Genomic DNA, 21,929 nt, shown 5'->3' on the forward strand with positions numbered 1-21,929 from the left:
GTTAGTTCCAGCGAGCGGCGCTGCGAATCACACGAGGGATCAAGGCTGAAGAGATGATGAACGTGCGGCGGGCAACCGCAGCCGAGGGACGGCTGCGTGTCGATTTCGACGGCCTCCTGGCCTGGCGGGACAGCTTTTCAGCTCGACGCTCCACCGTTTCCTCCTCGTCCTCGCGCAACCTATCGCAGGTCGAAATCGTCCTGAAGCGAATTATTCCGATCCTGATCGTAGCCTTCCTTACGGTTGTAGCGGCATCGCACTTCTTCGGAATGGTTTCCGAATACGGGCGCACGGAAGCCGCCGCCCGCCATTCCACAGCGCTTGCCGCCGCAACCGCTGCTGCGGCTTTCGCCGACGCCAACCAGATATTCGAAACTGCGGATGTGATGCAGGCGCAGGCGCGCCTAGCACGTTTCCTGCCGCAGGACCGGCTGGACGATGATGCCTTCGTGCTGCTGGTTCAGCCAAGCGGCAAGGTGTTTGCGGCAACCGCCGCCGGCTCGGCTTACCTCGGTGCCAGCGTCGGTGATTTCTTCTCCGAAGTCTCGGCAGTTCGCCGGTTTGGCGATCGCGCCGGCGTCATCGAGACAACGATCAGCGGGCTTCCGCACTATGCGGAAATCACCCTCATCGGAAACTCCGGCGGATATGTCATCGCGGCGACGTCCCTTGAACGGATCAGCCAGCTTTGGAGAGATGAGGTTACGCTCAATGTAACGCTCTTTGCCGGCATCTCGTCGATTCTGCTCGTCATTCTCTACGCCTACTACATGCAGGTGAAGCGTGCCCGCGACGCCGACGACATCTTTCTGGAGTCGAATCTCCGCGTCGAGACGGCACTGTCGCGTGGCCGCTGTGGCCTCTGGGACTTCGATTTCGACCGCCGCGAATTCTACTGGTCGCGCTCGATGTACGAGATGCTTGGCCTTCCCGGCTCGGACCGAACGATGTGCTTCAGCGACGCAGCCCGCCTGATGCATCCGGATGACGGCGGCGTTTACGAAATTGCCCGGTCGATTGCTCGCGGCGATGCCGGTCAGGTCGACCAGATCTTCCGCATGCGGCACGCCGGCGGTCATTACGTCTGGATGCGCGCCCGCGCCCAAGTGATCCGCACCAATTCTGGCCGCGTCCACATGATCGGCATTGCGATGGACGTGACCGAGCAGCATCGTCTCGCGCAGCGTTATGCCGAGGCCGATCAGCGGCTGGCGGACGCCATCGAGTGCACATCGGAAGCTTTCGTTCTCTGGGACAAGAACGACCGCCTTGTCATGTGCAACGCGCACTTCCAGCAGGCATATGGCCTCCCCGATAGCGTCCTGGTTCCCGGCACCGAGCGCAGCGTCGTCAACGCCGCCGCCGCGCGTCCGGTGATCGAACGCCGCATCGCCGATGCGGATGGCTCGGGCTACTCGCGGACGACCGAAGTGCAGCTTGCCGACGAACGCTGGCTGCAGATCAACGAGCGCCGCACGCGCGACGGCGGCATGGTTTCGGTCGGCACCGATATCACGCTATTGAAGCGCAACCAGGAACGCCTGCGCGATTCCGAGCGCCGGCTCATGGCAACGATCGGTGACCTCTCCTCGTCCCGCCAGACTCTGGAAAGCCAGAAAGCCGCGCTCTCTGTCGCGAACTCCAACTATCTGGTCGAGAAGGAACGCGCCGAAGCGGCCAACCGCGCAAAAAGCGAGTTCCTGGCAAACATGTCCCACGAGCTTCGCACGCCGCTCAACGCCATCCTCGGCTTCTCGGAGATACTTCAAGACCAAATGTTCGGCCCGCTCGGCTCATCGAAGTACAATGAATATGCCCGCGACATCCACGACAGCGGCAAACATCTTCTCAACGTCATCAGCGACATTCTTGACATGTCGAAGATCGAAGCCGGTCATATGAAGCTCGAGTGTGAAACGATCGATCTTGCGCCGCTGATCGAGGAAAGCCTTCGTTTCACGGCAATCCCTGCCGCACAGAAGAACATCTTCGTCGAACAACGCATTTGTGATGGCATGCGCCTGACCGCCGATCGCCGGGCCATGAAGCAGATCCTGCTTAACCTGCTTTCCAATGCAGTGAAGTTCACCAACGAAGGCGGTCGCATCGCCGTGCGGACGCGCCGCACCAACAGCGGTGTCATGCTGACCATCGCAGACACCGGCATCGGCATCCCCCGCGCCGCGCTTGGCAAGATCGGCCAGCCTTTCGAGCAGGTGCAAAACCAGTACGCGAAGAGCAAAGGCGGCTCTGGCCTCGGCCTTGCGATCTCGCGGTCGCTGACGACGCTGCACGGGGGCAAGATGAAAATTCGGTCGCGCGAAGCGATCGGCACCGTCATTTCCCTGCACATCCCGAATGACGGCCGCTAAGACTTCACTACCGTCTGGAATATCTTCCTGACGGCTTTCGAGAGCCGTTTGATCTCTCCCTCCAGCGTCTTGATATCAGGGCAATCGCCTGCCCGGGCGACAAGATCAGTGAGGCCGGCCGGTGCCTCCTTCGGGTCGAACAGGCCGTCGATGCAGAGCCGGATGAGCTGCGAAATATCCGTGTAGAGCGAAAGCGCCGCGAGGCAGAGTTCCATGTCATCGCGGTCCATCAGCTCAGCGCCGATGAGCTTCACTTGTCCCGCCGTATTGAAATCATCGTCCTCAATAGCGATGCCGCTCGTGGAGGCCACCAGCCGCAGATATTGCGCGATGAATTCGATATCGATCAGCCCCCCCGGAATAAGCTTCAGATCCCAGATACTCGCCGGCGGCTTTTCCTGCTCGATTAAGGCCCGCATTTCGGATACGTCCTTGGCGATTTTCTGCGCGTCGGTCTTGGAAAGCAGCACGTCAGCGATAATCCGTTCGGCTTCGCTGATGAGTTCCCTGTCACCGCACACGAGGCGGGCCCGGGTCAGCGCCATGTGTTCCCAGGTCCACGCCTCTTCCCGTTGATATTTTTCGAACGACTTGATGCGGGTAGCAACGGGCCCCTTGTTTCCCGACGGCCTGAGGCGCATGTCGACCTCATAGAGTACACCCTCGGCCATCGGTGCAGACAGTGCCGAGATCAACCGTTGGGTCACACGCGTAAAATAGCGGGTTGCATCGAGCGGCTTGGGGCCTGTGGATTCGGCCGCCTCATCGTCGTAGTCATAGAGCAGGATGATATCGATGTCAGAACCGGCGGTCAGCTCGAAGCTGCCGAGTTTGCCCATGCCGACGACCGCCACGCGGCCACCCGGAAAGTCGCCGTGAGCCGTCCTGATCTCCCTCATGACGGCATCGAGCGCCGCTTCGACGACGAGATCGGCGAGATGCGTGAAGGCGCGGCCAGCCATGGCGCCGCGGATCGCACCGGTTAGCAGCCGGATGCCTATGAGAAAACGCTGTTCGTCGGCGAAGATGCGCAGCCGATCGAGCACCTCTTCATAGTATCGCGCGGGCGCGAGGAAGCTGCGGATGCGTTCGGCAAGGTAGGCGCGCGTCGGCAGTTCCGCCATCAGACCGGGATCGAGCATGCCGTCGAAGACATGTGGCTTGGCGGCAATCACTTCCGCTAGCTTCGGAGCCGAGGACATGATGTTGACGATGAGCGACAACAGCGCCGGGTTGCTGCCAAGGAGGGAAAACAGCTGAATGCCTGCGGGTAGGCCCGAGAGAAAGCTGTCGAAGCGCAGGATCGCCTCATCGGCGCGTTTACTTTCGCCGAATACGCGGAGCAATTGCGGCGTTAGTTCCGTCAACCGCTCACGCGCCTCAACGGACTGCGTCGCCTTGTAGCGACCATAGTGCCATGTGCGGATAACCCGGGAGATGTCGGACGGTCGTTCGAAGCCTAGATTGCGTAGTGTCTTCAGCGTATCGGGATCATCACCCTGGCCGGTGAAAACCAGATTGCCGGTTTCCGTGGAAAGCTTGGTCTCCTGTTCGAACAAGCGCGCATAACGCCGCTCGACCGTCTTGAAGACCTCAACCAAGCGGGCGGCGAAACTCGACGTATCGTCGAACCCCATCATGAAGGCGATGCGCTTCAGATCAGTCTCGCTCTCAGGGAGGAGATGCGTTTGTTCGTCGTGCACCATCTGAATCCGATGCTCAACGTCACGAAGGAACCAATAGGCCTCGGTCAGTTCGTCGCGCGTGTCCTCATCGATCCATTTAGCCTTTGTCAGCTCAGCCAGCGTCTCTTCGGTGCCACGGCAACGCAGCGCCACCATCCGGCCACCGGCGATCAGCTGTTGCGTCTGCGCGAAAAACTCGATCTCTCGGATTCCACCGCGACCGAGCTTGACGTTGTGCCCCTTCACCGCGATAGCGCCATGCCCCTTGTGAGCATGAATCTGCCGCTTGATGGAGTGAATGTCGGCGATTGCCGCGTAGTCGAGATATTTGCGAAAGACGAACGGAACGAGCCCGCGTAGAAACTGCTCGCCCGCCTGGATATCGCCAGCCACGGCGCGCGCCTTGATGAAGGCGGCGCGTTCCCAGTTCTGCCCCCTGCCCTCGTAATAGATCATCGCCGCGTCGACTGGGATTGCAAGCGGCGTTGAGCCTGGATCAGGCCGCAGTCGCAGGTCGGTGCGGAAGACGTATCCATCCGCTGTGCGCTCCTGCATGATCCTTACCAGCCGTCGCATCAATCGCGGGAAGATCTCGATCGCGTCGTCGGGATCCGGGACGATCCCTGCCTGTTCGTCGAAGAACACGACCAGATCGATATCGGAGGAATAGTTGAGCTCAGAGGCTCCAAGCTTGCCCATGCCAAGGACGATTACCCCTGACCCCTCACTCGGAGCGGCGACATCCTTGAGCGTGACCTTGCGGCTTTCGTGAGCCGCGAGCAGGAGGTGGTCGATCGCCGCAGCAACTGACGCCTCCGCAAGCCGGCTCAGCCACGCGGTGGTCACCCGACCGTCGAATATCCGGGCGAGATCCGCGAGGGCGACAAGAAACGCGACCTTGCGCTTGATGATCCGCAAACGGCTCATCACGTCGGCTTCGGTCGGCAACTCACCAGTTGCTCCCGGCTTCCAGCAGGCCCTCGCTTCAGCGATCAGCGCTTCGATCTCGGGTTCCAGAGGTTCCGAAATCGCGGCGGAAAGGATCGCGGTGTCGATATTCGCAATGTCACGCAGATAGGGAGACAGGGTGAGCGCGGCTGTGATGAAGTCGCGAAGGGCGCCGTCCGCTTTAAGGATCTCGGCCACGCTAGGCTCGCTTTTGCTGATCCGCTGGAGATCAGCCTGCGCGAGCTTAAGTTCGCTCTTGTTCAGCGGCTTCAAGAGCCCTTCGGCGACATCAACGAGGCTATGCCTGGAACTCGTCAGCATGCACCCTCCTGGCGACCAGATCGGAAAAACGCCGGGGAGAATCACAGCAACTTCCGGCAATTACGATCTAAGGTAGGGCCTGCGGAGGCGATGGCCAACACCGAATTCGATCCGCAGCGGTCGTGCTCCGGTGATGTTACTTCGCTGGAAAGATCATGCTAACCGTGAGACCTCGCCTCTCCTGATTTTGCGGATCGGTATCGGAGAGTTCCAGCTTCCCGCCATGCAATTCCATAACGGCTTCGACCAGGGAGAGGCCGAGACCAGTGCCGGGCTTGGAGCGACTTTCATCCAGCCGCACGAAGCGCTTCAGCACATCTTCCCGTTTCTCCGCGGGAATGCCTGAGCCACGATCCGCGACGGAAAGGCAGATGCCGTCGGCACGGCGGAGTAGCTTCAGCGTGATATCGCCGTGGCCGTCCGGATCCGAGGAATACTTGATGGCATTGTCGATCAGATTGAAGATCGCTTGTCCGATCAGTTCGCGGTTACCCTTTACCTCGATATCGGCCTCGATCGATGACGTCAGTGCCAGCCCCGCCTCGTCGGCGACGGGTTCGTAAAGTTCGGCGCTATCTGAAACGATGGCCGACAAGTCAACAGCCGACATTTCAGCGGCGACAGAACCGGCTTCGACGCGCGAAATCATCAGCAGGGCATTGAAGGTGCGGATCAACTGATCGGACTCGGAGATGATCCCCTCAAGCGCGACACGTCGAACCTCGCCGTCCGTGGTGTCCAGAGCGTCGGCGGCCTTGTTGCGCAGCCGGGTCAGCGGCGTCTTCAGGTCATGCGCAATATTGTCGGATACCTGCCGCAGGCCTTCGTTCAGCTTCTCTATCCGCCCAAGCATCGCGTTGAGTGAGGCCGACAGGCGATCGAACTCGTCGCCGGAGCCGCCGACGGGAAGACGCTGCGAGAGATCACCGGCCATGATCTTCTTGCTCGCATCGGACATGCGGTCGATCCGCTTCAGGGCGTTTCGACCGATGCCGAACCAGATGATGATAGCGCCGAGACCCATGATCGCCAGCGCGATCATCAGTGCTTGCCGCACCAACCCGCGGAAGGCTTCCGGCTCGCCGAGGTCGCGGCCGATCAGCAATCGCAGTCCATTGTCCAGCACGAAGATGTTGGCGACTGCCATGTGTCGTCGGCTAAGACCGCTCTCGGCGTAGCGCTGGTACATGAAGGGCAAGGATGTCCACCCCTCCTCATCCAGCACGCCAGGCTGCACGGATGCGACGTTGCCGGCGAGGATATCTCCGGAAGGGCCGGCGATGATGTAGAGATTGGCGCCCGGCTGACGGGCCCGACGTTCCATCGTGCGCAGGAGGAGGTTCATACCGCCGGCGTCATAGGCCCGCTTCACCTGATCGACTTCCTGCTGAACTGCTTCGCGGATCTGATTCGTCAGAAGCCGCTCGGACATTGCCGTGACATAGAAGACCAGCGTCGCGGCGCAGATGGCGAAAAGCAGGATGTAGAGTGCCGAAAGGCGGACTGCCGTGGACTTGAAGAGAAACCAGAAACGGTTCATCCCTCGTCCTTGATCATATACCCCGCGCCGCGAATGGTCTTGAGAAGCGGCTGGCTGAAATCCTTCTCGATCTTGGACCGCAACCGCGAAACGTGGACGTCGATGACGTTGGTCTGCGGATCGAAGTGGTAGTCCCACACGTTCTCGAGAAGCATCGTGCGAGTGACGACCTGGCCGGCGTTCTTCATCAGATATTCGAGAAGACGAAACTCGCGCGGCTGCAGCGGTATTTCCTTGCCGCCGCGGCGAACCTCATGCGCAAGCCTGTCGAGCTCAAGGTCACCCACACGATAGATAACGTCCTGGTCCGGTGTGCCCTTGCGGCGACCGAGCACCTCGACCCGGGCGAGAAGCTCACTGAACGCGTAGGGCTTTGGAAGATAGTCATCACCACCAGCTCTCAGGCCAGTCACACGGTCATCGACCTGACCGAGGGCAGAGAGAATGAGAACGGGCGTATGGATGCCCTTACGGCGCAATTCGCTGATGACGGAGAGACCATCCCGACGCGGCAGCATGCGATCGATGACGATCACATCGTAGGTGTTTTCCGAGCCCATGAAGAGCCCGCTTTCGCCATCGCTTGCGTGATCGGCCACGATGCCAGCCTCACGAAACGCCTTGGTGAGATAGACCGCTGCTTCCAGGTCGTCTTCTATGATCAGAATCTTCATGCGGCCGACATTACCTGCCGGTTGCGTTTCGGCAAGGCTCAAAGCTTCTTCCTGTTGTACAGAGGTCATTGCAATCATCCCAGGGATATTGGCGAAAAGAGCCGCGCCCAGAAGGCGCGGCTCCCACTCTGTCAGGGTTGGGAGGATTAACCCTGGCCGTTGATCGGGAGAGCAACGAAACGGCTGCCGTCCTTCGACTGGATCTGGAAGAGTGCCCGCGTGCGGCCATCCTTCTTCGCCTGGTTCAGGACCTTGACGACGTCGTCGGCATTCGAGACTTCCTGGTTGTTGACCGAGGTGATCTTCTCGCCTTCCTTGATGCCCTTATCGGCAGCGTCGGAGTCCGGATCGATACCGGTGATCTGCAGGCCCTTGCCATCGTCGGAAGGACCGACCGTCAAGCCGAGATCAGCAAGTGCCTTTTCCGAAGCAGGAGCCTGGCTTTCCGGTGCCTGATCGCCGTCATCAGCGGAAGCATCCTTCTGTTCAGCAGGCAGAGTTCCGAGTTCGACCGTCAAAGACTGGGCCTTGCCGGATCGCCAGACGGACAGTTCGACCTTCTTGCCTGGCGTCATCGCACCGATACGGCGGCTGAGATCACGGGCATCCTTGATGGTTTCGCCGTTGACTGCCGTCACGACGTCGCCTGCCTTCATGCCGGCCTTCTCACCCGGCGTGCCAGCCTGAGCGGAAACCACGAGCGCGCCGTTTGCCTCGGAAAGGCCGAGCGAGTCAGCGATGTCCTTGGTTACCGGCTGGATCTGGACGCCGAGGTAACCGCGGGATACCTGGCCGTCCTTCATCAGGTCAGCAACAACATCCTTGGCCGTAGACGCCGGGATGGCAAACGCAATACCCACACTGCCACCGGACGGCGAGAAGATCGCGGTGTTGATGCCGACGACTTCGCCATTGAGATTGAAGGTCGGGCCACCGGAGTTACCGCGGTTCACCGCAGCGTCAACCTGCAGATAATCGTCATACGGGCCAGAGCCGATGTCGCGACCACGGGCCGAAACGATACCAGCGGTCACCGTACCACCGAGACCGAACGGGTTACCGACCGCGACAACCCAGTCGCCGACGCGAACGCCGTCGTCATTAGCCCAGTTGACGTAGGTGAACTTGCGGCCCTTCCCATCGACCTTGAGGACGGCGAGATCCGTACGGGGATCCTTGCCGATCAGCTTGGCATCGAGTTCGGTGCCATCATTCATGACGGCAACGAATGCCGCGCCGTCAGATACGACGTGGTTGTTGGTGACGATGTAGCCATCTTCAGAAATGAAGAAGCCGGAGCCCTGGGCAACCGGACGCAGGCGACCCTTGCCGTCCTGCGGGCCATGATGGCCCTGCGGACCGCGGCGGCCCTGCTGGCCCTGCTCACCGAACTGGCGGAAGAACGGCTTCAGGGCATCCGGAAGATCATCCAAGCCGCGGCCGTTGAAATCGAACGCGAAGCCATTGGCGTCGTCATCGGACACCGGGTTCACACGGTTTTCGACACGCACGGAAACGACTGCCGGCGAAACGGCATCGACAACATTCGCGAAGCTCGGAACGGACGGCGCCTGAACCTTTACGGCCTCTGCATAAGAACGTGTGATTTCGAGGGGAATACCGGTCGCAAGCACCGCAGCGGCAAGACCCGCGACGGTCGAAGCCTTCAGCGCGGTATTGAGCGACGGAGCTTTGATATTCTTGAACATGAGTGGCACCTTCTTTGACTTCAACATCTACAGGATCGTTAGTGATCGGATCGGTTGATGACCAAAGATATAGGACGACACACCTTACTGCGAACTGTCCGAGCGATGAAAAATTCGTAATGTGCAACAGAGGCGCTGCAATCGGCAGCAGCATTCTCGCCCTCGACTAATGCGCGGGAAGCCGATAATCCTCCTTCCCACAACCGGGGAGGACGAGACAATGGCCCATGTGGTCACGGTGGAAGATTTTGCGCCGGATACCGCCGCGCTTGCCGCCGTTATCTTCGGGGTCACTGCGTTTGCCGTTGCGCAGGGCCTGACTTATCCCTTGATTTCCCTTGTCCTTGAGCATCGCAATGTTTCGCCGAGCCTTATCGGTTTCAACGCCGGTTGTTTCGCGGCGGGCCTTGCAGTTGCAACTTTCGCGGTGACGTGGCTGTCGCGAAAGGTGCGCGGCGATCGCCTGATCGTCGCAGGACTGATCGGCTGTGCCATCAGCCTCGCCACCTTCGCGACTTTCGATATTTTCTGGGTGTGGTGCATCGCCCGCTTTTGTCTCGGCTTCTTCGTCAGCCTGATTTTCATGTTGAGCGAAGCCTGGCTGAACACCGCCTGCCCAGATCGCCTGCGCGGGCGCGTTTCCGGTCTCTATGGCGCGGGCATGTGCGGCGGTTTTGCAGCCGGCCCGCTCGTGATCCCCATCTTCGGGACGGAACAGGGTTTTGCCTTCGCGCTGCTTGCCGTTTACGTCGCCTGTGTCGCCTTCCTGACCATCATCCTCACTCGGAGAGCCCGGACGCTTCCCGAGCAGGCCGCATCGGGGGCGCTCTTCACCTTTGTCAGAACCGCGCCAATGCTCATCTGCATGGTGGTCGCATTCGCATTCGCCGATATTGCCGCAATCGCGGCTATGCCCGTCTATTTCGTCCGCCTCGGCTATTCCGAGGCGTTCGCCGCAATCAGCGTGACCGTGCTTGCGCTGCCGACCGCCCTTGCCCAACCGGTCGTCGGCTGGTTTCTCGACAAGACCTCGCGCTTCGGCGTCGCCATCTGCTCCGGCTTGCTGGCGGGGTTAACCTTCATCGCGATCCCGTTTCTTCAGTCGCAGGCAGCGATTTTGGTGATGTTCGGCATCATGGGCGCGGCGAGCTTTTCGCTCTATACCTGCGCCTTGACGATCCTTGGCGAGCGCTACGCCGGCGATACGCTTGTCGCGGGAAGTGCGGCCTTCGCCCTTGCCTATGCCGTCGGTAGCGCTGCGGGCTCATCGTCCGTCGGCGCGGTGATGGATCTATACTCCCCGTCGGCCGGGCCAATCGCGGCCGGCTGCGTGGTTCTGATGTTTACCGCAGTGCTTGTTGCGTCCGTAGTGCGCAACCGACTCCGGGGACGGCTCTAGGTCATTCGTCGAGCAATTGACTCAAGCGGGCCTGCTCTTCGGCGGTCAGCTTGGAACCTGTCGGTCTGCCTGCCCTCTTCCGCGCGAAGACGATCAGCGAGATGCCGCCTGCGACAACAAGCAGGATCGGCGCGCCCCAAAGCAGGATCGTTTTCGTTTCAAAGCGCGGCTTCAACAGCACGAACTCGCCGTATCGCGAGACGATGTAGTTCACGACCTGCTCGTCGGTATCACCACCGGTCAGCCGCTCACGCACCAGCAGGCGCAAATCCTTGGCAAGCTCGGCATTGGAGTCGTCGATCGACTGGTTCTGGCAGACCATGCAGCGCAGTTCCGCCGAAATCGCGCGCGCCCGCGCCTCCAGCTTCGGATCGGCAAGAACCTCATCCGGATTGACGGCAAACGCAGGAACGGAGGAAAGAAGCACTGCCAGCACGAGGAGGATAGCCCGGATCATTCTGCCGGCTCCATCGCCGGACGCGCGGGCTTTGCTCTTCGGCTCGGCGCGCCGACGCGCAGTCGCCGATCGCTCAGCGAAACGAACCCGCCGGTCGCCATGATCACCGCGCCGCCCCAAATGCAGAGAATGAAAGGCTTCCACCAGATGCGCACCACGATGCCGCCATCGTTCGTCACATCGCCGAGGGACATGTAGAGTTGGCTGAGCCCAAAAGTTAGGATCCCGGCCTCGGTCGTCGGCATCTGGCGCGCCGTGTAGACGCGCTTCGACGACCAGACATCAGCAACCTCGACACCGCCGCGGCTGATGGTGAAGTGGCCCCGCTCTTCACTGTAGTTTGGTCCTGTGGCTGGCTTCATACCGTCGAAGCGCACGAAGTAACCACCCGCCTCGACGCCCTGGCCGGGCTTCATCTCGATGACATGTTCGGTTTCGAAGGTGGTGACCGCGACGATGCCGAGGACCGCAACGCCGAGCCCGGCATGAGCGAGCGCCGTCCCGAACGCCGAGCGCGGCAGGCCGGCCAGGCGTTTCCAGGCAACGGACGCAGCGACCTTGCCCACGCCAGCCCGATACCAAAGATCAGCAATCGCCCCGAAGACCAGGAATAACCCTGCGGCCAGCCCAACCACGGCAAGCACAGGGCCGCCGTGCTCGACATAGAAGAACGCGACTGCCGCAATGAAGGCCAGGATCGCGACCAGATAGAGCCGCTGCAGAACAGCGAGCAAATCACCGCGCTTCCATGCCATGAGCGGGCCGAAAGGAACGATGACCAGCAACGGTGCCATCAGCAAGCCGAAGGTCATATTGAAGAAAGGCGGTCCAACCGAGATCTTATCGCCGGTCAGCGTCTCCAGCAGCAGCGGATAGAGCGTGCCGGTCAGGACGGTGCCGCAAGCGACCGTCAGAATGAGATTGTTCAGGACAAGCGCCCCTTCGCGAGAGATCGGCGCAAACAGGCCGCCCGCCGAGAGCAGCGGCGCGCGGAACGCGAACAGTGACAACGCCCCGCCGATGAAGATCAACAGGATGCACAGGATGAAGACGCCACGCGAAGGATCGCTGGCAAAGGCGTGCACCGAGGTCAAAACGCCCGATCGCACAAGAAAGGTGCCCATCAGGGACAGCGAGAACGTCAGGATCGCGAGCAGGACCGTCCAGATCTTCAGGGCCTCGCGCTTTTCCATGACAAGCGCCGAATGCAACAGCGCCGTCCCGGCAAGCCAAGGCATGAACGATGCGTTCTCGACCGGATCCCAAAACCACCAGCCGCCCCAACCGAGTTCGTAGTAAGCCCAGTACGAACCCATGGCGATGCCTAGCGTCAGGAACGTCCACGCGGCCAGCGTCCAGGGTCGCACCCAACGCGCCCAGGCGGCATCGATGCGGCCTTCGAGGAGAGCTGCCACAGCAAAGGAGAAGCAAACCGAGAAGCCGACATAGCCGAGATAAAGCAGCGGCGGATGGATCGCGAGACCGACATCCTGCAGGACAGGGTTCAGATCCTTCCCCTCGGCCGGTGCAGGATCCAGACGCATGAACGGGTTGGAGGTTAGGAGGATGAAGAGAATGAAGGCCACCGAAATCCACGCCTGCACAGAAAGCACATTCGCCCGCAGCGTGTCGGGCAGGTTGCGCCCAAAGGCAGCCACCAAAGCGCTGAAGAGCACCAGGATCAGCAGCCAGAGCATCATCGAGCCTTCGTGATTGCCCCAAACCCCGGAAAACTTGAAAAGCAACGGCACCAGCGAGTGCGAATTTTCCCAGACGTTCGCCACCGAAAAGTCGGAGACGACGTGAGCGTAGGTCAACACGGCGAAGGAGAAGGCCACCAGCGCGAACATTGCCAGGGAGCCGACGGAGGCCACATCCATCATCGCGCGGTCAAGGCGCCTTGCACCGATAATCGGAACGACGGAAACGACAAGTGCTGTCGCAAGCGCCAGGATGAGCGCGTAGTGGCCGATCTCGATGATCATTGCACTGCTTCCCCTTCTTTCCAAAGGCCTTGCGCCTTCAGCTTGTCGGCGACTTCCTTCGGCATGTATTTCTCGTCATGCTTGGCGAGGACCGTATCGGCCGTGAATACGTCGCTGCCGGTTTCGAAGCGGCCCTCGGTTACCACTCCCTGCCCCTCGCGAAAAAGATCCGGGAGAATGCCGGTATATCGCACCCGGACGAGATCGCCGGTCGCGTCGGTCACGGCAAACTGCACCGTCGATCCGGCGCCGCGGATGATGCTGCCCTCACCGACTAGACCGCCGAGCCGAATCCGGGTTCCCGGCGGCACCGGGTTCTTGGCTATATCTGCCGGCATATAGAAATAGGCCACGGACTGGCTGAAGGCGAACATGACGAGCAGCACGGCGGCAATGATGAAACTCATGCCGCCAGCGATGATTGCCAAGCGCTTCTGCTTGCGCGTCATTCCGTCATTCCTTCTGTCGCGATGTCGAGCTCTCGCGCCACCGCCAGCAGCTTCTTGCCTTGCTCGCTGCTTGCGGGAAACGCTGCCAATCCGCGTTTCAGAGCTCCAACCGCACGATCCTTGTCCCTCAATACGGCATAAGAGCGAACGAGCCGCAACCAGCCCTCGAGATTGTTCGGGTCTTCGGTAAGCTTGGCATCAAGGCTTTCGACCATGCCCTTTATCATTTGTTGCTGATCGCCGGCGTTCATGCCCTCGGCAGCCGCAACGTCCGCCGCAGTTGGGTTGCCTAGTGCGTTCGGTGCCGCGCCGCCATTCTTGGCAACGTGCTCGGCGACCAGCGGCAGCCATGGTGCATCGGCCGGCGACTGCTTGGCGAGCGTCTCGAAGGCCGCCTTGGCATCAGCAGTCCGACCGGCCTGCTCCAAGCCGAGCGCCAGATAGAAGCTTGCCTTTGGATTGTCCGCCTGCAACTGAAGCGACTGCTCCAGCACTTTGCGCACATCCTCGGTGACGACACCGTTCGAGGTCGCCATCAGCGTCTCGGCGAGCCCATCGAGGCGTGCGGCGCTCGGGCCAAGCAGCCGGATCGCATTCCGATACGCGTTCTCTGCGTCGTCAACGCGCATGGTGTTGAAGTAGATCGGCGCCAGGACGTCCCAGCCCTTGCCGTCCTCAGGATTCTGCGCCAAGTGGCGCTCGGCCTTGGCGACGAGGATCGCCATATCGTTGCCGGGGTTCTCAAGTCGAGCTTGCAGCGGCTGTGACGGCAAATCCGGCCGCCCTACCAGAATGTAAAGACAGAGCCCCAAGATCGGCAGGAGCAGCAGCACGAAGGCTTCGGACAGACGGTGGTGCTTGGAAACCTTCCGATCGGCGACAGGCGCGGTGGAGACTGTAATCAGGCGCCGGCCGATTTCGGCCCGCGCATAATCCGCTTCGTCGGCGGAAATCAGCCCGCCGGCGAGGTCGCGATCGAGTTCTCGCAATTGATCGCGATAGACCGCGGACTCCCCGGCGCGCGTGTCATCAACCGCTCTTGCGCCACGCAAAAGCGGGTAAAGCAGAATGGCGGCAATTGCCGCCGTCAGAACGGCCACAAGAATCCAGAAAAGCATAGCCGCCAAATACTCGAAGCAAACGTCTATTCCAACAAGCAAAGCCGCAATGACGATTATTTGAGGCGTTTGGCCGCAACATTTCGCCGGCGGTCAATTCTACGCAGCTTAGCCGAGGGGCGACCAACTGCCATTGTCGTTTCGGCAGGCGGAACCGCGCGCCACCGTCTCCTTGCCGTCGATCGTGACGCTGTGGGTATACTGACGGCAATTCTGCGAGCCTACCTGGTAGGGCGCAGCCGCCACCACTCTGCCGCTGACGTTGCGTCCGCTCCAGACAACCGGCTGCCCCACAGCGGCACCTTCCAGAGCACGATATTCCGCCTCAAGTGCACGCTGACGGTCGCTACTGCTGAGTTCCACACCGCTGCGACCGATGATACCGCCCTGCAAAGCAGCAATGTATGTAGCCGAAGCTGGCGGCTTCCTCGAGAAAAGACCGCCCGAGCTGCTTTTCGTCGATTGGCACCCGGAAAGCGTCATGGCGACGAGAAGCGAGGAAACGATCATGCCTTGCGAACGTAGCATCATTCAGCCGAACCAGAATCAGGTGTCAATCAACGCAGCCACACACGCACCACGCCGTGTCGGCAACAAGGCAAAGCATGCTATGCAAACGCCTGGGTCTATGTGACATCAAGCAGTTGCTCACGCAACATCCTTTGTGATGCCTGGCAAAATAAGGCGGGCCTTCAGTCCCTGCCATTCGCCGCGGGACAATTCGAGCCGCCCTTGGTATTCATTGGAAATCTCCGTCACGATCGAGAGTCCGAGCCCCGTGCCGGGCTTGCTTTCATCCAGCCGCTTGCCGCGCTTCAGCGCCTCGCGAATCTGATCGGGCTCCAGCCCCGGTCCGTCGTCCTCGACGACGAGCTCGACCCAATGGCGACGCCCGCTGCCTTCCGCGCCCTTCACCTCATCGGGCGCCTCTGAAACGGAGAGGCGAACCTTGGTGGCAGCAAAACGAGCGGCGTTCTCAAGCAGGTTGCCGACGACCTCTTCAAGGTCCTGCTGTTCCATCGCGACCGCGAGGTGCGGCGGTGTCACGGTCAGTTCGAATTCCTTGTCGACGTTCAAACGCCGCATAACGCGCACGAGCCGTTCGAGAGCGGGCTCGGCATCGGTGCGGGCGAGCACGGATTCGCGCTGCGCGGCAATGCGGGCGCGGTTCAAATATGATTGCACCTGCCCCTGCATCGCCTCAGCCTGGTTGCGCACGAGATCGCCGTGCGAACGTTCCAGCACGCGTGCCTCGTTGAGCAGCACCGCGATCGGTGTCTTCAGAGAATGCGCGAGATTGCCGACCTGCATGCGCGCCCGCTCGACGATACGGCGGTTGCTGTCGATCAGAGCATTGACTTCGTTGGCGAGCGGCAGGATTTCGCGCGGAAAATCGCCTTTCAAAGCCTCGCTCTCACCGGCGCGAATGCGCTCAAGCGCCGCGCGCGCCTTGTCGAGCGGCTTCAAGCCATAGAGAATGGCCAAGGCGTTGACGATCAGACTGCCGACGCCGAAGCCAGCCAACGCCAGATAGAGACTGTGGGAGAAATTGCGGACGTCATCCTCGACCACGTCGACGTTGCCGCTGACGCGGAAGCGCGCGGCACGACCGTCGGTATCCAGCACAACCTCGGTTTCAGCAACCTGGATCCGGTTCCCCGAGGCATCAGTCACCTGATAGTAGCGCTCATAGTTCTTGTCGAAGGGCGCTTCGAGAACGGACGGAACAGGGATCGAAGCCGAACCAAGCGAGGGTGAGACCAGCGGTTGCGCGGTATAAGTGCCGAGCGGCTCTACGAGCCAATACCAGCCGGTCTTTGGCTGCGCGAAGCGCAGGTCGCCGAGCTGCGGACTGCCGTTCAACGCCCCTTGGTCGCCGATCGTCACCGAATTGACAACATTATAGAGCTGGGCGCGCAGCAGGTCTTGAAAGCCGCGCTCAGCGCTTTTCCGGTAAAGCGTCGAGATCAACAACCCGATGACGACAAGCGCGACGGTCGACCAGATCGTGGTCAGCAGTAGAACGCGTGCAGTAAGCGACTTAATTCGCATTTTTCGGCGCTTGGATGCGGTAGCCAAGCCCGCGCACCGTTTCGATCAAATCAACGCCCATCTTCTTTCGAAGGCGCCCGACGAAAACCTCGATCGTATTGGAATCGCGATCGAAATCCTGGTCGTACATGTGCTCGACCAGCTCGGTGCGCGAAACCACTTCGCCCATATGGTGCATGAGATAGGAAAGCAGCCGGTATTCGTGCGAGGTGAGTTTCAACGCGACGCCATTGACTGTCGCCTTCGAGCTCTTGATGTCGAGGCGCACCGGGCCACAAATGATCTCGGAGGACGAATGCCCCGCCGCACGGCGGATCAAGGCACGGATGCGCGCCAGCACTTCCTCGACGTGGAAAGGTTTGGTGACGTAATCGTCGGCACCGGCGTCGATGCCCGCGACCTTGTCGCTCCAGCGGTCGCGCGCGGTGAGAATCAATACCGGCATGCCGCGCCCTGCGCCGCGCCACTTCTCGAGCACCGTCACGCCGTCCAGTTCCGGCAGGCCGATATCGAGAATGATCGCGTCATAAGGCTCGGTATCGCCAAGGAAGTGGCCCTCCTCGCCATCAAAGGCCTGATCGACGACGTAACCGGCTTCCTTCAACGTGTCGCTGAGCTGCCGGTTCAGGTTGACATCGTCTTCGACTACCAGAATGCGCATCGGTCCGCTTTGCTCCGCTTGATTTCTTCGGCGTCTAGATAGGGCGATTCTGCCTACATCGGAACCTTGACGGTTACTTTGCGCGGGCGCTGTCCGTTACCTTGGACGAGGACGGTGATAATGCAGCTATCGCCCAGAGGCTGGACGGAAAGGAGCTGCCCTCCCGTTTTTTCCACAACCTCGCGTGCGGCCTCGCTGCAATCGCCTGCAACGCGCACCGTCAGGGTACGCGGATTATCCGGTGAGGGCGACGTTACCGCCAGCCCTGCGGCTAGCGCTGCGACGCTCAAGGGAGAGGCCATGTGCAATGCTTTCAATGGATACCAACTTGGCCCAGACTATGTACTCAAGCCACCTGAATGGCAAATGAATGCCTTGTAATCCCTGATGTTTAGAACAGTTTTGAATTCGCGCCACGCGTGTTCAAAACTGTGGGTCGGCGAACGATGTCTTCCGCTCGCCGCGCCGGCTTTAAGGGGCGGATTTGATCGCCGCCTTGGCAGTGACACGCCCGTAAATGGCAAGTAGGCCACCCAGCGCGCCGGCTATGTTGACGACCGAGTCGACCAACTGGCTCTTGTCTGCCGCAGCAAGGTCGATACCGGCAAAATGCAACACGGATGCGACGATCGAGATCAGCGCGCCCCAAATGGTCTTCGAACTGTACCAATCCTTCAGATCTATCATCTTCTCTCCTTCACGATGAAATTTAGAAAGCACATGTCACGCGTGCAGGAATGCCGAGCGGCACGCGTTCGCCCAGTTGCCGAATACGCAGGCTGAGACTGTTTTGCGGTTGTCCGAAATCGGCAAGTTCGTCGGCGGACGGATAGATCCACTGCGCTCTGTCGGATTCGTTCGCTCTCAGAACGACGTCGCCATCCAGAATTTCGACACGATACCGCTCGAACGGCTCGTCGAGGGGAATATCGGCTGCGAGCCAACTGTCGGCGCTGTCGCGCCCGCGCCTGATCCAGGTGATCTTCACGCCGTTGTCGCCGCGTGCGCATCGGATGTGGACGGGGGCAAGCGGCGTCTGCGCCCGCAACCCGCCCTCGAAGGCGAAGGGACCTGTCTTCCCCGTCGATGAGGCCGTTTCGGCAATCCAATTCAATCGCAGGCCCATTTCGTCGCTGCCGAGGCCAAGCGGTTTCACCGCCTCGTCGAGCAGCACAACGGCCGATCCGACTGCTGCCCCCGAAAACATCGCATCCTCCGTGCCGGCAAGCCCCCGCAGCAAGCCGCGCAGCGCCCAACGCCCGCGCGATATCTCCTCGGCCTCTCGGAACGCCAGGACTTCCCAGACATTGCGGACCGACAAGACCGCCAGAAGGTTGGCGCCGTTCAGGACTGAAGTCGCAGGTGCCGAGGCGAGGCCGCCATAGGACAGATCGAGTTCAAGCGGTCGCGACCAGTCGAAGCGGCCGATAACCCCTGCCGCAAGCGCACTTGTCAACGTGCCGATCCGCGCCGGCCGATCGAGCAGCACCCTACCCTTGTAACCTTCGCTCGTGGGAGACGACGACAGCCCGACCGTCGTCCACGGTTTTGCAAAGACTGCGCCCCGGGCATAGCTCGACGGATCGTTGCCATCGAACCGCGGCAGGTCAATCAAGTGGACGATCGGGGAAAACAGGTTCGAGCCGCCCTCGCCGCTCGGCTTTCCGGCGGCAATCGTCCCCGCCGTACTGCCGACAGACGAGGCGAATTCGCGCGCCTCCACCCGGCGTGCCTCACCATCCTCGACGCGGCTGATCAGGAACCGGCCCGGTGGTCCGGGCAGCGCAATTACGTCGCCAGTCTGGATACGCACCTCATTCGGCGGAAGCGAGAACCGGATGGACCGCCGGGCAACGCGATTGTCGCGCAGCAATGCCTCGGCGGCGGCAAGCGCCGTCTCCTCGGGCATGACGGCATTGAGGTCCTGCTCAATGATCCGATTTGTCGATTGCGACACGCGATGGGAGCGAGCGCTTGCCTGCTCGTAATCGAGGTCGGGATTGTAGAAGCTCAGCAGGGCTTCAGCCGCAAAATCACTGTCATGACCACGCGTTTCCTGCCATAGCGGCTCGTCTTCGCGGTCCACAAGAATGTCGACCGGCAGCGCCGGCAGGCTCGCCCACATGCGCGACCGGAAGCGCAGACGCCCCGCATCCTCGATCGCATCGATCTGAAACGCTTCCAGGAGCGGCTCGATCAGCCTGCGCGCGGATGCGATATCCCCCTGCACATATCCCAACAGATCGCCGCTCACCTCAGACACGTCGAAATTGTCAAAGCCGTGATCTCGCAGCAGAGCAGCCACCACCTCAGCCAGCGTGCCGCTGCCGAGCCTGCCGTTCAGCCAATGTCCGATACGCCAGTTGGCACCGTCGTTCCATGTCGAGGTATTCTGCGGAAAGGCAGGAAAGGGCCGCGCGTCCCACGACCAGACGAAAAGGTGCGCCGGATCGACCATTCCGGCCAGAGGACCGCCACCGCCCCACCACGTGTGATGGGCCTCCAGAAAACGCCGCTGCATGGTGTCGGCGCGCGTACGGTTGGAAAAGTAGGGAACAGCACTTTCCGCGGACTTGGGATCGGCAAAGATGTTCGGTTGGTTTGCGCCCTTGTCGATGGCACCGCAGCCTAGTTCGGTGAACCAGACAGGCTTGCTGCGCGGAAGCCACGATGTCGGCGTCGGGATTTCCACGCCGCCGATCCGCTCATGATGCTGATCGGACCACCAACCCGCGATATCCTTGTAGCGGAAAACCCAAGGCTTTCCGACAAGCTCGTCCGAAATCGGACTACGCTGCCTCGCCCGGCGAGCCGCATCGCTCGCGTAATACCAATCGAAACCCTCGCCTGCAGTGATCGCGGTGGTCAACGCCCGGAAGTCATCGCCGGTCCGGAAACCATCAGGATTGGCGTTCGCGAGATCGTCGTCCCGCCAGTCCGCCAGTGGCATGTAGTTGTCGATGCCGATGGCATCGATCGCCGGCGACGACCAGAGCGGATCGAGGTTGAAATAGACGTCGCCGCTTCCATCCTGCGGATGGTAGCCGAAGTATTCGCTCCAATCGGCACCGTAAGTCAGTTTCGTCGCCGGCAGGAGCGACTTCACATCGGCTGCGAGAGCCGTCAGCGCCGCGACGAATGGAAAGCTGTTGGCTCCATCGCGCACCTGCGTCAGCCCGCGCAATTCCGATCCGACAATGAACCCGTCGACACCACCCGCCGCCTTTGCCAGTTGCGCGTAGTGCAGGATGAAGCGGCGGTAACTGGCCTCGCCGCCGACATAGGTCACACGCTGCCCGTCAACGAAAAAATCGGTTGCCTGCGCCGCCCCGGTGAAGGCGGACAGTTGGCCTGCAGCCTCTGCGGTCCGGTCCACGGTTTCCACCTGGCCAATCGCCGGATAGCAGGTGATCCGCCCTCGCCAGGGATAGGAAGGCTGAGCCGAAGCCCCATAGGGATCCGGGAGGCTGTTGCCGGCTGGAATATCCATCATCACGAAGGGATAGAGGTAGACCGCCAACCCACGCGCCTTGAGATCGGCAATTGCCGAGACAACACTCGCGTCGTCGGGCGTGCCGCCATAGGCGGGACCGCCGCCGCTCCTGCTGACAAGGTGAGCGGTTCCGCGCAAGTAGCCGGAGACCGACCATGGGCTGCTTTCGTTGCGCGCCGACACTTCCACGCCCGGCAGGATCTGACATTCGCCCGCGCGCAGGTCGGTCCCGAACCATGAGACGACAAGCGCAACACGCTCGAGATTTGGGCAGAGCGCCGTCAGCTCGTCGATCGAGACCTCCCAGTCGGTCAGCCCCTGCAGGCTGTTGCGGTTCAGGACTCGCGCGCTGCCTGCCCCGGTGCTTTCGGAGACGGCGACCGTGCGATAACCATGCTCGGTCGCGCCGGGAATGATGCAGACAGCCTTGATCTGGTTTTCCAGCGTGCCGATCGGGCGGATCACCTCGAACTGCAGCAAAGGAATGCGGTTACCATAGGAATCCAACGGCAACCGCTCGAAGACGACATAGGCAAGCCCGCGATAGGCGGGCGCCATGCCCGCTCCCTGCTTCGCCTCGATCAAGGGATCCGGCTGCTGATCACGATCCCCGGGATAGAACCGCATCTCGATCTGCGTCAGGTCGAGCTCCTTGCCATCAGCCCAGACCCGGCGAACACAGGCGACAGGTCCCTCGCTAAGCCCGATCGCCAGATTGGCAAAGTAGCGGAATGTCTCGACCCGCGCGCCACTCGACGACTTTCCGCCCCTGCGCTCGCTCGTCACCTGCTCCTCGAAGCGTGTCGCCCAGATCAGCGTTCCGCCCACGCGTGCCGTTCCGTAAACCCTGTTGATCGCCGTCCCTTCGTCTGCGCCGGGGATGCGCGCCGTCGAAAGGTGCGCCCCGCGAACCGTCGAGCTGCGGGAAAGCAAGGCGTGATCGACGACGCTTCCGGCGAGCGCGCCGGCTGCGCGGCCGATGACAGCGCCAACCGGGCCGAAGACACTGCCGAGAGCAGCGCCGGCCGCTTGAAAGAGAAGTGTTGCCATGAACCACCGGAAAATG

16 protein-coding genes are annotated in these 21,929 nt (G+C 61.2%); 2 read left to right on the top strand and 14 right to left on the bottom strand.

Annotated elements, in window-relative coordinates:
- The first annotated feature begins 53 nt into the window (after positions 1-53).
- Positions 54-2,372 (top strand): PAS domain-containing sensor histidine kinase, encoded by a 2,319-nt coding sequence (locus FHT76_RS10040; protein ID WP_259126790.1) that lies wholly within the window; start codon positions 54-56, stop codon positions 2,370-2,372.
- Here FHT76_RS10040 and FHT76_RS10045 read toward each other — a convergent pair.
- The 4 genes from FHT76_RS10045 to FHT76_RS10060 form a co-directional block, all read right to left on the bottom strand.
- Positions 2,369-5,326, bottom strand: coding sequence for a bifunctional [glutamine synthetase] adenylyltransferase/[glutamine synthetase]-adenylyl-L-tyrosine phosphorylase (locus FHT76_RS10045; RefSeq protein ID WP_183859554.1), 2,958 nt, complete (start codon positions 5,324-5,326; stop codon positions 2,369-2,371). The genes FHT76_RS10040 and FHT76_RS10045 overlap by 4 nt on opposite strands.
- 136 nt (positions 5,327-5,462) lie before the next feature.
- Positions 5,463-6,866 (bottom strand): HAMP domain-containing sensor histidine kinase, encoded by a 1,404-nt coding sequence (locus tag FHT76_RS10050; RefSeq protein ID WP_183859556.1) that lies wholly within the window; start codon positions 6,864-6,866, stop codon positions 5,463-5,465.
- Positions 6,863-7,618, bottom strand: coding sequence for a response regulator transcription factor (locus FHT76_RS10055; RefSeq protein ID WP_405049258.1), 756 nt, complete (start codon positions 7,616-7,618; stop codon positions 6,863-6,865). The genes FHT76_RS10050 and FHT76_RS10055 overlap by 4 nt, the downstream gene beginning before the upstream one ends.
- Before the next feature lie 68 nt (positions 7,619-7,686).
- Positions 7,687-9,249 (bottom strand): Do family serine endopeptidase, encoded by a 1,563-nt coding sequence (locus FHT76_RS10060; RefSeq protein WP_183859558.1) that lies wholly within the window; start codon positions 9,247-9,249, stop codon positions 7,687-7,689.
- A gap of 220 nt (positions 9,250-9,469) precedes the next feature.
- Here FHT76_RS10060 and FHT76_RS10065 point away from each other — a divergent pair, with 220 nt between their 5' ends.
- The gene (locus FHT76_RS10065) at positions 9,470-10,648 is read left to right on the top strand and encodes an MFS transporter (RefSeq protein WP_183859560.1); all 1,179 of its coding nucleotides are present in this window, start codon (positions 9,470-9,472) and stop codon (positions 10,646-10,648) included.
- Between the two features lies 1 nt (position 10,649).
- Here FHT76_RS10065 and FHT76_RS10070 read toward each other — a convergent pair whose 3' ends face one another.
- The 10 genes from FHT76_RS10070 to FHT76_RS10115 form a co-directional block, all read right to left on the bottom strand.
- Positions 10,650-11,105 carry a cytochrome c-type biogenesis protein gene (locus tag FHT76_RS10070; RefSeq protein WP_183859562.1) on the bottom strand — a complete coding sequence of 152 codons (456 nt, stop codon included), beginning with the start codon at positions 11,103-11,105 and terminating at the stop codon, positions 10,650-10,652.
- Positions 11,102-13,090, bottom strand: a complete 1,989-nt coding sequence (locus tag FHT76_RS10075; RefSeq protein ID WP_183859564.1) for a heme lyase CcmF/NrfE family subunit — start codon at positions 13,088-13,090, stop codon at positions 11,102-11,104. The genes FHT76_RS10070 and FHT76_RS10075 overlap by 4 nt, the downstream gene beginning before the upstream one ends.
- Positions 13,087-13,539: a cytochrome c maturation protein CcmE gene (gene ccmE, locus FHT76_RS10080; RefSeq protein ID WP_183751788.1), complete on the bottom strand. Its 453-nt coding sequence runs from the start codon at positions 13,537-13,539 to the stop codon at positions 13,087-13,089. The genes FHT76_RS10075 and ccmE overlap by 4 nt, the downstream gene beginning before the upstream one ends.
- A complete protein-coding gene (ccmI, locus tag FHT76_RS10085; RefSeq protein WP_183751790.1) occupies positions 13,536-14,657 on the bottom strand; it encodes a c-type cytochrome biogenesis protein CcmI in 1,122 nt (373 codons plus the stop codon). Before ccmI ends, ccmE begins: the two co-directional genes overlap by 4 nt.
- 108 nt (positions 14,658-14,765) lie before the next feature.
- Positions 14,766-15,188, bottom strand: a complete 423-nt coding sequence (locus FHT76_RS10090) for a hypothetical protein (protein WP_183751792.1) — start codon at positions 15,186-15,188, stop codon at positions 14,766-14,768.
- Between the two features lie 117 nt (positions 15,189-15,305).
- Positions 15,306-16,709: a HAMP domain-containing sensor histidine kinase gene (locus FHT76_RS10095; RefSeq protein ID WP_183859565.1), complete on the bottom strand. Its 1,404-nt coding sequence runs from the start codon at positions 16,707-16,709 to the stop codon at positions 15,306-15,308.
- A complete protein-coding gene (locus FHT76_RS10100; protein ID WP_183859567.1) occupies positions 16,699-17,370 on the bottom strand; it encodes a response regulator transcription factor in 672 nt (223 codons plus the stop codon). Before FHT76_RS10100 ends, FHT76_RS10095 begins: the two co-directional genes overlap by 11 nt.
- A 53-nt stretch (positions 17,371-17,423) precedes the next feature.
- A complete protein-coding gene (locus FHT76_RS10105; protein ID WP_016553306.1) occupies positions 17,424-17,672 on the bottom strand; it encodes a hypothetical protein in 249 nt (82 codons plus the stop codon).
- A gap of 169 nt (positions 17,673-17,841) precedes the next feature.
- Positions 17,842-18,057, bottom strand: a complete 216-nt coding sequence (locus tag FHT76_RS10110) for a hypothetical protein (RefSeq protein ID WP_114712099.1) — start codon at positions 18,055-18,057, stop codon at positions 17,842-17,844.
- Between the two features lie 22 nt (positions 18,058-18,079).
- Positions 18,080-21,913 carry a glycoside hydrolase/phage tail family protein gene (locus tag FHT76_RS10115; RefSeq protein ID WP_183859569.1) on the bottom strand — a complete coding sequence of 1,278 codons (3,834 nt, stop codon included), beginning with the start codon at positions 21,911-21,913 and terminating at the stop codon, positions 18,080-18,082.
- Between the last annotated feature and the right edge of the window lie 16 nt (positions 21,914-21,929).

This window comes from Rhizobium sp. BK176 (assembly GCF_024808055.1).